We start from the raw sequence: 15,588 nt of genomic DNA, 5'->3' as shown, positions 1-15,588 counted from the left end.
ACTACTCTACTACAAATTCATATTCATTGCCGTCTATATCTTTTCCGGCAAGTTTTTCGTTCTCAACCCAATGAACATACAGGTCTTTTTCATGCCCGTCTTTGTCTTCTACCATACCTGCTCCGTATTTTCCTCGTATATTGATGTTTCCTCTTACTTTATTACTGTCTTTATCGTAACCGATGATATCGTAATTGTACTCATAATGTCCGCTAATTCCGGTGCGATACTCGTAGCGGTACTTTTTATCGACGTGATAGGTTTTTTTTTCTTTTTCCGTGATCTCTTTCCGATCTTCCGGCGTTATGGTATCTAACTCTAAATAAAAAGATTGCGGACTTGGTGGTGGAGGTGTATCTGTATCTTTACAGGACAACAGATTAAAAATAATAATAGGTAATAGTAGTTTTTTTATCATGATTCTTTAAAATTTTATTTCAATAACAAATATAAATAATAAGGAGGTTTTCCGTTTGGACCGCCGCCTCCGCCAATTTCATTTTGTAATAAATCTGAGAAATTATCTATCAGTAGCTTTTCCATTTCATTTATATAACTAACCGATGATGTTTCGTACTTCACTATCATCTTCTTCCACCCTTTTCCACTATTACTATGTTGGGAAAAGCGATTCAAAGGATTAGATGTGATTCCTACTTTTACTTTATTGTAATGTCTAAGATACTGAGCAATACTTCTTATTAATGATTCTTTCACATCATTAAAAGTACCTGTCTGGTATTCGTAAAATTCTAATTCCATTTTTTTTCTGATTTTATTCTTCACTATTATATCTCCATGCTGTTTCTAACAACTCATCCTCATACTGATAAATATCCTCAAGGCTTTCTAATGCATGTCGGGTTTCATTTTTAGCATCATCAAACAATCCGATGTACTTCTTAACACCGTTAAAATGCAATCGGCAAAGTGGTTTTCGGTTATTATCATCCAATAAAATTCCGAAATAAGATTGCGTATCACGATGTACAATTCGATGCACTTCTAATTTTCTTCTTAAAATGGCTACTACAATACGAAAGCCTTCCAATTCTTCTTCTGTTGTATTTATTTTACTTTCTTCTATTTCCTCTACCTGATCGCCAACCTGCTTTTCCGCTTCTTTATTTAAAGCGGCATTTAAGCGATCATTGATTCTTTCGTTAATAAATTGATTAAAACCTTTTAAAACCAATTCTTTAAACTCATCCATTACTTTTTCAGTCAATCTTCCGGAATATACTTTACCGGCAAACAAACGAATAAACTCAGTTGAAGGATTTTGTAATTCATCATTGATTAATTTTTTAATCTCTTTTGTGTACTTCAATGAACTGGCATTATTAACAATCTTATTGACATCAAAATTAGATTTATGAAATTTTGCAATTTCATGGATAGTATTTTCTTTCAGACTAGTGATCTCAAACTCGAGAAATGGTTTTTCATCCATTTTATTTTTTTCTTCCAGATCGGTAAAGAATTGATACTGAATTCCATTGGTCAACAAAGCAAATCGGGCTTTTGTTACATGAAAATAACGCAACAATTGCGAATTATGAATTGATAAATCTTCCCGCCAGTTTTTACACTCTATGATTAAAATAGGTTCTCCTTCCTGAAAAATAGCATAATCTACTTTCTCTCCTTTCTTTAAACCTATATCAGCTGTAAACTCAGGTACCACCTCTGTCGGATTAAATGTGTCATAACCTAAACTATTAATAAAAGGAAGCACAAAAGCATGCTTGGTAGATTCTTCTGTTTCTATTTTATCTTTGAGCTGATTGATCTTATCTGCTAAAGCTTTAAATTGTACTTGTAGTTCCATTTTTTTATCTTTTAATTGATTAAACTAAAAAGCAGCCTTATTATATTTAAAATTAAATCGCTCTTCTGACATAAATAAAAAAGCTATAAAATCAAAAAGAGCAATTATTGTTGGAATAAATGTCCAGCAAAACAACAAATACAATATCCCAACAAAAGTCTGCCCTAAATAAAATCTATGTATTCCGACTCCTCCTAAGAAAAACGCCAGTAAAACAGTTGTTAATTTACTTTTCATAATTTTACATTCTTGATAATATTTGTTCTTTTTTTGATTCAAAATCTTCTTTAGAAATGATCTCATTTTCTAATAATCCTTTTAACTTTTGTAAAACGATAAGAGGATCTTCTTCTTTATCTTTCTCATTAGCTGCATTTGTTGCTGTATTAGCGTTCACTACAATACCACCTCCTGCAGCGGCTCTTTTGTCTTCTAAATCTCTTTGCCTTCTATATTCCGCCATCTCTTCTTCTTTTTCCTGTGCAAACTGGTATAATTTTCTTGCCTGAACTTTAGGTAAATAATCTAAAGTATTTAATTGTCCCTTAATTGTTTTTACTGAAAAAACAGCTCCCAGAATAGCTTCTTTCATATGACAGTCTGCTATTTCTTTCCATAAATAGTCTTGAAAATTCATAGACAGACCTAAATTACTAGGTCGGCAAAAAATCACTCTTTTATTTGTCAATGTAATACAATCAGGAGATAAATTAACAATGGGTTTATTCTGTACTGCAATATATTCGACTTCTTCCCCTGCAGTAAGCAATCCTTTCACCTTGTGCATTAATTTTTCTACAACCTTTGGGTTTTGTTCCTCATTTAAGAACTTTTTAATATCATTAATCATTTTTTATTATTTAAGGTTAAACACCCCAAACATAAAACCAATACCATAGTTTTCCTTACGGCTTTCCGTAAAGACTATTTTTTAATTTTGAAGAAAATAAATTAAAAGGTGATTATTGTTCTTTTGAATTTTTGTAGCAAAATATATTTTCTGAAAAAAGTGCTGCAATAGCTGTAGCAAAAGTTAATTTTTAAAAAAAATGCCACAACTGTTGTAGCAAAAAAATTATCTTGAAAATTGTGATACACAATAAAGGCGGAATATTTCAGATCACGCCCATATCTTTTGCAATAGCAATTAAATGCACATTATTGTTGGCTCTGAAATACGTTCTCAGCCTGTTGATCCGCTTTTCTATGGTGCTTTTACTGTTAGGAGTGATTCCTTTCTCCTTAAACGTTAGTTCTATTTCATCCTGAGTAATTCCGGAGGCTAAATGTCTTATGATCTGTAAATCATAACTGTCTATTTCACTCACGGTTTTATCCTGCAAAGCTGAAGCATGATCCGGAGAAACATACCGCTCTCCTTTTTCAGCTTTCAAAATGGCTTCCTTGAGTTCCGGAATACTTTTGCGGTCTTTAACCACATAACCGTCCACCTCAAAATTGTCAAAAAGCGATTTTATCTTGAAAGACTTATCTTCCATAGAATACACTATCGTTTTTAATTCCGGCTGCACTTCTTTTGCTTTTTCTATCAATGCTTCGCCCGACTTTAAGGTTACAGCTCTGAAATCTTCTTTAAAACACAGATCAGAGATCAATAATTGATAAGGATCCCCGTCTAAAAGTGCTCTTTTGATCTTTAACAAGGCATCATCACAATATTTAGCAAAATCAACCTGCTCAACCTCTAATTCTTTTAAAAGTTGCGTAACCGCTACATTAGTCGTGTCAAAATCTTCTGCTATCAATACTTTTGTAAACATACGTGCTTAATTTTTAGGTATTACGATTGAAACTTTTAAGCCTTTCCCCGGCATAGTGTCAAAAGTAATCGTTCCGTTTACACTGTGAATACGGTTTTCCGCACTTTGGATTCCGCCTTTTACATTTTTCTTTTCAAACCCTATTCCGTTATCCGAATAGTTTACTTTCAGTTCTTTGTCCGAACTGAAATTCAGCACCACTAAAGATGCCTGACTGTATTTTTTCATATTCACCAGCAATTCCCGGAGTACTCGATATACTGCGATCTGTTTTTCCGGCGAAATCTGGTCCAAATTCACTTCTTCTTTTTTAATGATAATTCGTACTTCCTTGTCCTGAAAATCAGATATCATTGCTACAAGGTCGGCTTCAAAATCTTTTCCGGTAACTATATCATTATTCTCTCTGGAAATATTACGGGTCTTCTTGTATATCTCATCCAAATCATTGACCAGAGACGCCCTGTTTTTGTCCAGATCCTGCGTTTGCACAAACGACAAGGTTTGAAAAACATCATTAGCCAACTCATCGTGCAACTTTCTGGAAATACGGGTCTCTGTTTCGTAAGCTGTTTTTTGATTTTCTAATTGAAGTTTTATCTTATTTTTCCTTTTGATGTGGAAAAAGATATACAATGACGATAAGAGTACGATAAAAACTAATAGTAAATAGATTATTTTTTGCGTTTTTTGGATTTCTGCATCTTTTGAAATTAAAGAATAATCGTATTTTATTTTGGCAAATTGGTTTTTATCCATTTGTCGAACCAAATCAATACTATCTTTTGTAGTCATAAATTTTTGAAAATATTCTTTAGATTGTGTCCCTGTAGTATTTGAAATTAAAATCCCTAAAGCTTCTATTTGATCATCCGGACTTTTTACATTCGAAGCTGCCTGATATGCTTTCTCTGCATAATCAACTGTAAGCTCTGTTAAAGAATCCTGATAAAATCGGGCTAAATGCATTAATGAAGCTATTTTTTCATGACTTTCTCCCAAACTATCTCTTATTTGTAATGATTCGACCAAATAATGATACGCTTTATTTGTATTTCCTTCTTTAAAATAAGCAAAACCTAAATTATCAATTACTTTAGCATACTGTTTAGATCCATACACTAAAGCATTATTATTTCTAATAGAATCTAATATTTCTCTCGCTATATCATATTTTTCCTGCTCTAAATAATTATAAGCTATATTATTTTTAATAATACACTTAGACAACTCATTAGTGGTTATTGCAAAAGACTTATTATAATATTTCAAAGCTTCTTCAAAATTCTTTTGCTCTAAATAATCAAGCCCCAAACTATTATATATAAAAGTTCTATATTTTTCAAGAGTTTTGCCAGTAACATAAGGCAAAGCTTCTGTTAAGGTTGTTTCACTACCTGAAAAATCGCAATAAATCATCTGAATTTCAGACATCATTAGCAAAGGATATATAATACTATCCGATGCAACCTCTTTACAATGAAACTGAGCTTTATTATAATAATAGAATGCAGAATCATACTTTTCTTCATCAAAAAAAGCTTCTCCTTTTTCTTTTGCTCTTTCGTATTCTTCAAGTCCAAACGTCTTATTATCACAAGAATTTAAACTTAATCCTAGTATAATAAAAAAAATCGGGGAAAATATTTTTCTAAATATCATTCCCCGAAATTATAAAATCTTTCTTAAATTAAAAATTTCTTACAAGAAAGTTACGGTCTTATAGGAGTTGTTCCTCCTTGTCCTCCCGTTGAATCTAAATCTTTCTGATTCAGATAAACTTCATTTTGAGTTTCTGTTGCCACTGTTTCGGGATAGTAAATGTTTCATCATTTGTACAAGACACTAGTCCGATCCCGGCTATTACTAAAAGAATTATTTTTTTCATGATCTTTTAAAAATTAAAAATGAGACATAGGCAGGGCTGTTCGAGATTGTTCGAATGTTTTTTCTACAGCCTTATTGCCGTTCGTTAATACTTTGCGGGAAGTGAAGTGTGCTGAAACAGAAAAGTCAATTTATACTTCCCGGATAAAAATCCTGATCTGTTTAGCGACACTTTTTTAGAAGTAGTTTTGTACATTTGTTCTTATCGCGAGTAGAACAAGAACTAAATCCGAAGACAAAGTAAAGCCTGATTTTCAATAGTTTTGCTACGGAATTCCGATAGTTCTAAGAGTTCTTGAAAAGTCCGACAGAATCCGACAGAATCCGAAAAATCCGAAATAATACATGGAAAAAAATTACTTAGAAGAGTATAAAAAAGCGATTCGAAAAAAGTATGAAACCGAAAAAAATGGTGTTCACAGTAACTTTCTTTTAAATCCTTCTCCGGCAAAACTCAGAGATTTATGCGTTATTATACTTACTGATTCCAAAAACCAAAATGACTCTATTAATTTTCGAAATTTTTTAAGTTTTGAATTTAATCGAGAAAAAGTCCGTGAACTCAATGATCAAAAGATCGTCAACAAATTCAAACCTATTGGAAAGTTCTTTAAAAGAGAATCTGAGCTCTCAACTCATTTTGCCTTAGATATGGCCGCTCTACTGGTAAACTATGAAAGTAGACCTTATCCTAAATTCACGCGATTGGTTGCTGGGAATACTATGCCTGATGAACAAATTGAAAAAACGCTTCCGGAAGAAGAAGCCTCCAAAACTCTTCCATCTACTCTTATCAATTTTGTAGACACAAACCAGAGTCCGGAAAAAAAACGGTGGAATCCGAAAATAGTATTTGGTCTTTTTTCTTTGTTAATTCTATTTTCTTTAGGGGGTTACTATTTAACCAAAGAAAAAGCATACATGGTGTGGACCGAAGATCATTTTGTAAAATATTCGGAAAAAGAAATTCGCGACAATCCCGATCTTCCGTTTGAGAAAATAGATGAAAACAGATTCAGGAACTTTAAAAAGATAATTCCTTGTGACACTACTACTTTTTTTAAGAACGGAATGGAAAATGTCTGGTACGGCAAATCTTTAAAAGGTAATGAGATCGAATGTTTTACAGCTCCGGGATTGCATCCGGAAACCGGAGTTACTCTAAAAAAGATCACGACTTATATCATTGGTGAATATCATTTAAGGAGACCTTGCCGTTAACTTTTTCCGTTCGTCACACAAAAGGTTTCCGTCATAATATTTTGTATCTTTGTACAAATTAAGACGGATGGGTTTATCGTACTTCAGTGAATCACCTTTTAAAACACTCATTTCCTTTCATAAGCTTACGGAAATGCTGGAGCATATTGCCCAAAACGATATTCCGTTCCGCTCGGCTTATGCCCGATCATTACTGGATGAAGTACAAAAAGTTCCGGAATTGATCACCGGAATTGAAAATATCGATACGATACGCCAGAACAGTCAGTTGATCAGCTACCTGCTTTCAGACCTGTTTCCCACCGCTTTAACGCATAATGAAATAAAGGCCGCAGCTATCCCTTTTCACAATTTTACGTTCAATTATACCAAACGGTTTGAAAACATCTTGCAGAATGCCGGTGTCAATTTTGAGGTCAACATCCGTGATCTTGACGAACATCGATTTTATGTCATGAATTGTTGCCTCATTATCAATCACTATTTCAATAGTACGGTTGATTTTGCCATGCCTTTGTTTTACGATATCCCTGATAAAAAAGGATTTATGCGTCATTATCGCATTTTATACAATGCTGATTTTATGGATGTAATACCAACGGACAAAGCGATCATGTTGACCGAAGCGGATATCAATTTGTTACTGGACAATTATGATGATCTGGAGTTGTGGAAAAAATATTTTCCGCATGAAAGTTGGATCTTAAAAGGATTCGGAATTGTTAGTTTATTCGACAGTACAACGGAAAATTCACTTTCCAACTTAAAAACGAACTTACTGAAAACTAAAAGCGAACCGACTATTTTTGAAAACAGTTTTGAATCGATTTTCAGGTCTTTTTTTAAAATCCCTGATTTAAGGATCGGTTTTATGATCTTCAATCAAACTGAAAAAAAATTAGTGAAACCTCCTATCAGTAAAGGTTTTATTTCGAGTTTCCTTTTAGATGAAAAAGATTGCGATTGCGAAACGCTCTTATGTGGCGGTTCCTATGATAATCTGATAAAGAAACAGACTTATTTTACCATATCTGACGTTCAGAATTACATTCAGAATTCCGGAAATGAGACTTTCGGTTATAATTTATTATTAAAAAATATTTCGAGTTGTATTTTAGCTCCTATTGTAAAAGACAATCAATTACTAGGCATCATAGAATTTGTTTCGGCTACACCAAGAGCACTGAACAGTATCGAAGCTCAGAAAATTGAATTGATCACTCCGTTTTTGGTTGACACCATTGAACGCTTCAATAACGAAAGAGACAATCAGATAGAGGCTATCATCCAGCGGGAATATACCACGATACATCCAAGTGTTTATTGGAAATTCACTCAGGAAGCTCAAAAATTTTACGACAGCTTGATCAATCAGGAATCGTATACTTTGAAAGAAATTGTTTTTAAAGATGTCCATCCGCTTTACGGACAAATCGACATCAAAGGCTCTTCGGAACACCGAAACGAAACCGTAAAAAAAGACCTCAACGTTCAGTTAAAATGGCTGCTTGATATTTTCAGCACACTTAATAAGAACCATAAACTTGCTATTGTAGAGCAACGCATCTTTGAATTACAGGATTGGCAACTGGAGATCAGCGGGAATCTGAAAGCTGATATCGAACAGCAGATCCAACGGTATATCGGCACGGAAATACACCCACTGCTACAAACCATTCAGCTTGACGATGATGTCATTCAGAAAGAGATCAATCACTATTTTGACTCTTTGGATGTCAAAAACGGTTTGTTGTATACCGAACGTAAAAAATTTGATGAAGCTATGGCTATTATCAATAAAAAGCTGGCTAAGATCATTGATGAAAAACAAAATGAGGCTCAAAAGATTTATCCGCATTATTACGAACGTTTCCGAACAGACGGTGTTGAACATAATTTATACATCGGTGCGTCCATAACACCGCAACGAAAATTTGATTTGCTTTATCTTCAGAACCTGAGACTTTGGCAATTTCAAACCCTGTGTGAAATGGAAATTGAACACCATAAGATCAAATCGCAATTGCCATTTCCGCTAGAAGTCACTTCTCTGATCTTGGTTTTTAACAGTCCGATCTCTATTCGGTTCCGAATGGATGAAAAACGCTTTGATGTCGACGGTACGTATAATGCACGCTATGAAGTGGTCAAAAAGCGCATCGATAAAGCATTCATAAAAAATAAAAAAGAGCGCATTACCGCTCAGGGAAAAATCACTATTGTGTACTCCGGAAAACATGAGGAAGAAGAATACCTGAAATATGTTCGCTACCTGCAACACAAAAACATTATTGCTCCGGAAGTCGAGCAATTTGAAGTACAGGATCTACAAGGAGTTTCCGGATTAAATGCAATTCGTGTTACCATACTTCACGAAAACGCTAAACCGGAAAAGAGTAAGGTTACTATTGACGAATTCCTGAAGATCAACCCTTAATTTCCGGCCATTTTAAAAGCAACGACAAACGCAATAACTGAAACAATAATTCCGATCATAAAAATATTGTATGTTATGCGTAACAATCGGTATTTCTTTTCTAATACTAGCCCCAGATAATACAGATCAGAGATCATTGTATTGTATAAATAATCTTTATCATTGATCATTTCAGTAACGGCATCCTGATATTCTTTTAACGGCATCTTATAAAAATTACCGAAAAACAACAAATTGACTTTTCGTTCTTCTAAATCCCGTTGTGTGAACTTACCGGAAGTGACTTTTGGTCGGGTCGAAAGAATGGCAAAAATAATTGAGACCACGCTAAACATGACCATAGTAAAAGTAGGACCGATCAAATGAGCATTATTAGGGTTATCTAATTTCGGCACAATGGTTGACAAAGCTACCGAAATGATAATAGCATTTACCGACAGCAAGATATTTGCCTTACTATCAGCAATACCACTCAATCGGGTATGGTTATTTAAAGTTACCCGAAACATGGTATCAATGCCTCTGCTCGGTTTTTCTTTCTTTGCTTTTTTAGTTTCTTTCTTTTCCTCCATCTTTTGGATTGTATTCAAAACTTGTTTGATATTCTTTTCTTTAACCGGTTGTAAAAACTTTTTACAATATTCTGTATAAAAATGATGCTTTTGCTTTAAAAAAAGTAAGTTTTCTTTATTCCAGTCCAAATCTGAAAAACGCTTTTCACAAGTCAGCTCCCACTCTTTCCGGAGAGACTCTGATGATGTCAGATAGTCGATACTCCCTAAGTGACAATGATCTGCATCCTTCATGATCCGTTCCCGTTCGTCCTCAGGTTCATGATTGTACCGGGTTGCCAAAATTATTCTTTTTACGTCTTTAATAAAAGTACTTTCTTTTCCGTTCTCTGTTAAAAATCCGGAAGCAATCTCTGCACTGACCTGTTCGTGATTTATGATGCTTTCTGTATAACCTGTATCATGGAACCATCCGGCAACCAATAAAATTTCCTTTGTTTCAGCATCTAATTTTTCATACGCAACAATCGCTTCAATTGTCCGTACTACATTTTGTGTATGCGTAAAATTATGATACAAATATGCAGAAGATAACTTATCTTTGAATAATTGCTCCACAAACGAAGCTGATTTTGTAATTATAGACATCATAATCTTTTAATGATATAAATTTATGAAAATCATTGCGTTTTCAAATAATAAAACCTTTTTAAAACACGTTTTTTACGTCCTTACGTCATGTTTCCTCTTAAGTTCTTGTGCTACAATGGGCGTTTCCGAAGGTAAGAACGTTAAAAACTATGATTTTAGTCTATCGGAAGACACATTAACTGTCGCCCATACCTTTTTTTTAATTGGTGATGCCGGAAATGCCGACGAGCCGGAAGGCGCAATAACTTTGCGTTTGTTAAAAAACCAATTGGAAACGGCTTCCAAGAACAGCACTCTTATTTTTCTGGGTGACAATATTTATCCTAAAGGTTTGCCTGATAAGAAAGATAAAGCCAGGGCATTGGCTGAAGAAAAATTACAACGCCAACTAGACATTACCCAAAACTTTAAGGGAAAAACTATCTTTATTCCCGGAAATCACGATTGGTATAGCGGCTTAGAAGGGCTTCATGACGAAGCTAAAATGGTTCAACGATACTTTGACTCCAAAAAGGCTTTTCTTCCCAAAGACGGCTGCCCTATAGCAACTGTTTCCGTTACTGATAATCTAGCCTTAATCGTTGTTGACAGTGAATGGTATTTAGAAGACTGGAACCAACATCCGAAAATGAATGACGATTGTGAGATTAAAAACCGAGAAGAATTCTTTGACGAGTTACACAGCCAGATCAACAAAAATCAGAATAAAACGATCATTCTGGCTATCCATCATCCGCTGTTTAGCAACGGTGCTCATGGCGGACAATATTCCTTTCGTAAGCACTTTTTCCCGATAAGCAACGCGATTCCTTTGCCTGTTATAGGTTCTTTTATTAATCTATTGCGAAAAACCACAGGAGCCAGTCCGCAGGATCTTCAAAACAAACAATATGCTGCCTTTATTAAAAGGCTTAAACCTATGATCCAAAACTTAGACAATATTATAGTCGTTTCCGGTCACGATCATAACCTGCAATACATTGAGAAGGAAGGTATCAAACAAATCATCAGCGGTGCCGGTTCAAAAAAAGAAGCGGCAAAGGCAACAGGAAAAGATGATTTTACGTATGGCGGAAATGGTTTTGCCATCATGAAGGTTTATCAGGACGGTACTGTGATTAATCGCTTTTACGGAACGGATAATACCGATCTGCAAGAATTGATCGCTCTGAAAATTATGGAACCAAACAGTAAAGATGAAACCGCTTTTACAGATTCAAATCCTTTACCACCAACCGTTTCTGCCTCAATTTACCCTAAAGAATGGACCGAAAAAAGTAAGTTCTACTCTTTCTTATGGGGACATCATTTCAGGGAATATTACGGATTAGCCGTTGAAGCTCCTGTTGCTTCTCTGGACACATTATACGGCGGACTGGAAACGGATATTGCCGGAGGGGGACACCAATCAATGTCACTCCGGTTAAAAGATACAACTACCGGCAAAGAATATGTTATGAGAGCACTGCAAAAAAGTGCTACTCGCTTTTTACAGACTGTTGCTTTTAAGGATCAGAATGTGGAACAGGAATTCAAAAACACGATTACCGAACGTTTTATTTTTGACTTTTATACTACAGCACATCCTTTTACCCCTTTTATTATCGGTGATCTGGCAGATGCTGTAGGTGTATTTCACACCAATCCGAGACTGTTCTATATTCCGAAACAAAAAGCACTAAAACAGTACAATGAAACCTATGGCAATACCTTGTATCTGGTTGAGGAACGCCCGACAGAGGAGCATCGTGACGAAAAGAGCTTTGGTAAACCGGATGACATTATCAGTACGACTGATGTATTAGAAAAGATCCGAAAAGATGAAAAATATCAGGTAGATGAATCTTCTTTTATAAGAGCCCGTCTATTTGATATGTTGATCGGTGATTGGGACAGACATGCCGATCAATGGCGCTGGTCTGTTTATAAAACCGAAGATCAGGTACTCTTTAAACCTATTCCCAGAGACAGGGACCAGGCTTTTGTAAAGGTCGACGGTAACTTGCTAAGCCTGATTCTCAAGATTCCGGCTGCCCGGCATATCAGTGATTTTAAGAGCCGTTTCCCAGATGAAAAATGGTTTAACTTTGCAGGACACAATCTGGACATAGCCTTTATCCGAAAAGCAGATGCAGAAGACTGGAAAAAGGAAGCTCAATTTATTGCCGATCACCTTACTGATAAGGTAATTGATAGTACTTTTGAACAACTGCCAAAAGAAATTAATCATGACGGCACTACTCAGGAAATTATTGCAAAACTGAAGTTGAGACGCGATAAACTAGCAGCTTATGCCGAAAAATATTATCACTTCTTGCACAAACGGATCATTTTAACCGGAACCGATAAAAAAGATGAATTCATTATTGAACGTTTACCTAATGAACAAACGAAGGTAACGATCAACCGTATCAAAAAAACAGGAATAGAAAAAGAGTTCAGCAGAACTTATTCTGCCTCAGAAACCTGTGAAATCTGGATTTACGGTTTAGATGATGACGATATTTTTAAAGTAAACGGAACGGAAAAACATCCGATAAAGATTCGCCTGATCGGCGGACAGAATAATGACACTTATGATATTGAGAACGGTAAAAAAGTAGTGATCTATGATTACAGATCAAAGAACAACACTTTACTTAATTCCGGGAATGCCACCGTTCATTTTAAAGATGATTATGACCTAAATGAATACCATTATAAAAAAACTTCAAAATATAGTGCTTTTATGGGCTTGCCTTCTATAGGATACAACCCTGATGACGGTATTAAACTGGGAGTAGGGTTATCTTACACGTATCAAGGATTCAAAACAGATCCTTTCACTTCAAAACACTCATTCAAAGGAAACTACTATTTTGCAACAGAAGGATTTGAGCTATTCTATAACAGCATCTTTACTCAGCTTTTAGGAAACTGGAACGTTGAAATTAATGCCCATTATACGACACCAAATTTCAGCATTAATTATTTCGGTTACGGAAACGAAACCAAAAACTTTGACGACATCTTTGGTATGAACTATAATCGCGTTAAGATCCAAACCTTCAAAATAGCTCCAAGCTTTAAACGGATAGAAAAGACAGGAAACGAAATAAGTTTTACGCCATTCATAGAAAACATTGAAGTAGAAGGTATAACCGATCGTTTCATCAATGTTTCTACAGAGATAAACCCGAGGGTTTTTGAATACCAACAATTTGCCGGAGCAGGCTTTAAATATGCCTTTGAAAATTATGATAGTAAAGCGAACCCAGGATTAGGCATTACGTTTGCCTTTTCAACGGAATGGAAAACTAATTTGTCAGACATCAAACGAAACTTCACGTACCTTGAAAGTCATCTTGGATTCAGCCATAAACTAACCGCTGATAAAAAAGTAGTTTTGGCGACTTTATTAAAGGTTAAAAAAATATTCAACAATACCTATGAATTTTATCAAGGAGCTACTTTGGGCGGTGATTATGATCTGAGAGGTTTCAGGAATCAACGTTTTCTGGGTGATGCTGCTTATTTCCAGAGTTCAGATCTCCGCTGGAACATTGGTCGCATTAAAAGTATCGTCCCGATGCAATATGGTATCTTAGCCGGATATGATTACGGAAGGGTTTGGCTAGACGGCGAAGATTCAGATAAATGGCATCAATCGTTGGGAGGTGGTGTTTGGTTGAGCGGATTAGATGCTGTTACAGCCCGATTGACCTTTTTCAATAGTGAAGACGGCAACAGAATTGCCTTTGGTTTAGGGTTCGGCTTTTAGTTTTAACCGATACAAATTCCCGCCTTTCTTTTTCACACGTTCATCAACCATAAAAAGGGTTTCGTTGCTTCCGAAACAAATGCCTTCTTTTTGTGAAGTATTTAGTTTTACAGTCGAAGTAACAGCTTCAGACGGAAATCGGTCTGTTTTTAACTGCATTGTAAAAAGCACTGAATGCCCTAATAGAACCAATGTCTGTGTTCTTGTATTGAATGCCGCATCTGTAACCATAACCGGTTTGTCTTTCACCGATAGTGCCAATGTATCCGTTAAGATAGCCTTAAAATTTCCCGGTCGGTTAGGAATTTGATAGACATGAGAAATGCCATTCTTGTTTTTAGTAAAAAGCCAGAAAACATCTCCTTTTACGATAAATGCTTCTGCATCAAAGCTTTTCTTCTTTTTTTTTGGAGGAAAATGTTTTTGTTCCGGGTAGTTGAATGTTGTGACCTGACTTGGTACTACTTCATTCCGGTTCAACTCTTTTTTATTGATCTTTAAAATCCGGAGGTCTTTCCGATCACTGTCATTGTTACCAAAATCGCCAATGTAAAGATTTCCTTCCTCATCTCTTGTTAAAGCTTCCCAGTCTCTGTTCTCAAATCCTTTCACTTCTATCTTTCCGGAGAGCGTTCCGTCAGTATGAAATACCCAGATAACGGCTTCATTATTGCTATCTTCTACCAAATAGAGCTTATTTTCTATCTCTATTATTCCGGATAATTCTTTTAATTCTTTAGGAAATGAAGCCACTGTTTCCAAAGTTGTCGGTTCTTTTTGACATGATCCTAAAAAACAACAGCCAAAACTCAGAAAAAGAAAAAAAATATATGTTTTATTAATCATCAGATATCATCTAACTGAATTAAATTTCGCTTTAACGCATAAATAACGGCTCCTACAATATTTTTAGAATTGGTTTTCCCGATAATATGTTTGCGGTGTGTATCAACTGTAGTTGAGGCTATATTCAATATTTTTCCCATCTCTTTACTGCTCAATTCCCGGGATGCTAATTTTATGATTTCTATTTCTCTGGATGTAAGCTGTATCGCATCTTCATAATGTGTCGTAGATTGGTTGGCTTTCTTTTCCCATAAAAGAGCCTCACGCAAAACAGTTCCCAGCTCATTTCCGAAATAATATCCTTTTTCCTTTATACTATTTATAGCCTGTTCCAACTGATTAGGATCTGAATTTTTAGTAAAAAATCCGTGGGCGCCCAGTTCCATAACTTTGTGAACACTTTCCTTAGTTGTTAATTGGGATATGATCAGAATGAACATATCCGGATATTCTTTCCGTAGCACTTTACAAGTCTGAAAGCCATCGAGCTCCGGCATTTGTATATCCAGTAGAACCAAATCGATCGGTACGGAATCTATTTGTTCTAAAAATTCCTTTCCATTGCCTGCTTGCAAAACAACATCCACATCCTGAAAGGAATCTACCAGATAGGCTAAGCTTTTTCGAAATAGTTGATGATCGTCAACAATAGCAATACGCAT

Annotated in this window: 13 protein-coding genes; 3 read left to right on the top strand and 10 right to left on the bottom strand. The window is 35.3% G+C overall.

Features of this window, described 5'->3' with window-relative positions:
• Window position 1 precedes the first annotated feature (1 nt).
• From DI487_RS10130 to DI487_RS10100, 7 genes are all read right to left on the bottom strand, one after another.
• Window positions 2-418 (bottom strand): hypothetical protein, encoded by a 417-nt coding sequence (locus DI487_RS10130; RefSeq protein WP_109569535.1) that lies wholly within the window; start codon window positions 416-418, stop codon window positions 2-4.
• Window positions 419-432: 14 nt separating this feature from the next.
• Window positions 433-762, bottom strand: a complete 330-nt coding sequence (locus DI487_RS10125) for a hypothetical protein (RefSeq protein ID WP_146193434.1) — start codon at window positions 760-762, stop codon at window positions 433-435.
• 13 nt (window positions 763-775) lie between these two features.
• Window positions 776-1,831 carry a type I restriction endonuclease gene (locus tag DI487_RS10120; protein WP_109569533.1) on the bottom strand — a complete coding sequence of 352 codons (1,056 nt, stop codon included), beginning with the start codon at window positions 1,829-1,831 and terminating at the stop codon, window positions 776-778.
• A 24-nt stretch (window positions 1,832-1,855) separates the two neighbouring features.
• The gene (locus DI487_RS10115; RefSeq protein WP_109570661.1) at window positions 1,856-2,068 is read right to left on the bottom strand and encodes a TM2 domain-containing protein; all 213 of its coding nucleotides are present in this window, start codon (window positions 2,066-2,068) and stop codon (window positions 1,856-1,858) included.
• A 4-nt stretch (window positions 2,069-2,072) separates the two neighbouring features.
• Window positions 2,073-2,681 carry a PH domain-containing protein gene (locus DI487_RS10110; protein ID WP_109569532.1) on the bottom strand — a complete coding sequence of 203 codons (609 nt, stop codon included), beginning with the start codon at window positions 2,679-2,681 and terminating at the stop codon, window positions 2,073-2,075.
• Window positions 2,682-2,946: 265 nt separating this feature from the next.
• A complete protein-coding gene (locus tag DI487_RS10105) occupies window positions 2,947-3,612 on the bottom strand; it encodes a P-loop NTPase family protein (protein WP_109569531.1) in 666 nt (221 codons plus the stop codon).
• A 6-nt stretch (window positions 3,613-3,618) separates the two neighbouring features.
• Entirely contained in the window at window positions 3,619-5,274 is a 1,656-nt protein-coding gene (locus DI487_RS10100; RefSeq protein ID WP_109569530.1) for a tetratricopeptide repeat-containing sensor histidine kinase, read from the bottom strand.
• A gap of 570 nt (window positions 5,275-5,844) precedes the next feature.
• On the opposite strand from DI487_RS10100, the gene DI487_RS10095 reads away from it, so the two are divergent.
• Both DI487_RS10095 and DI487_RS10090 read left to right on the top strand, forming a co-directional pair.
• Window positions 5,845-6,720, top strand: a complete 876-nt coding sequence (locus DI487_RS10095) for a hypothetical protein (protein ID WP_109569529.1) — start codon at window positions 5,845-5,847, stop codon at window positions 6,718-6,720.
• Between the two features lie 67 nt (window positions 6,721-6,787).
• Window positions 6,788-9,157, top strand: a complete 2,370-nt coding sequence (locus DI487_RS10090; RefSeq protein ID WP_109569528.1) for a GAF domain-containing protein — start codon at window positions 6,788-6,790, stop codon at window positions 9,155-9,157.
• Here the strand turns inward: DI487_RS10090 and DI487_RS10085 are convergent.
• The gene (locus tag DI487_RS10085; protein WP_109569527.1) at window positions 9,154-10,317 is read right to left on the bottom strand and encodes a Pycsar system effector family protein; all 1,164 of its coding nucleotides are present in this window, start codon (window positions 10,315-10,317) and stop codon (window positions 9,154-9,156) included. The two genes, DI487_RS10090 and DI487_RS10085, sit on opposite strands and share 4 nt — an antisense overlap.
• Window positions 10,318-10,342: 25 nt before the next feature.
• Between DI487_RS10085 and DI487_RS10080 the strand changes: the two genes are divergently transcribed.
• On the top strand, window positions 10,343-14,080 hold the full coding sequence (locus tag DI487_RS10080; protein WP_109569526.1) for a metallophosphoesterase: 3,738 nt from the start codon (window positions 10,343-10,345) through the stop codon (window positions 14,078-14,080).
• Here DI487_RS10080 and DI487_RS10075 read toward each other — a convergent pair.
• Complete coding sequence (locus DI487_RS10075) at window positions 14,063-14,926, bottom strand: hypothetical protein (RefSeq protein WP_109569525.1); 864 nt, start codon at window positions 14,924-14,926, stop codon at window positions 14,063-14,065. The two genes, DI487_RS10080 and DI487_RS10075, sit on opposite strands and share 18 nt — an antisense overlap.
• Window positions 14,926-15,588 carry a response regulator transcription factor gene (locus DI487_RS10070; protein WP_109569524.1) on the bottom strand — a complete coding sequence of 221 codons (663 nt, stop codon included), beginning with the start codon at window positions 15,586-15,588 and terminating at the stop codon, window positions 14,926-14,928. Before DI487_RS10070 ends, DI487_RS10075 begins: the two co-directional genes overlap by 1 nt.

Origin of the sequence: Flavobacterium sediminis (assembly GCF_003148385.1) — a bacterium.
Taxonomy (GTDB): Bacteria; Bacteroidota; Bacteroidia; order Flavobacteriales; family Flavobacteriaceae; genus Flavobacterium; species Flavobacterium sediminis.
This window is presented reverse-complemented; position numbering and strand designations above follow the sequence as displayed.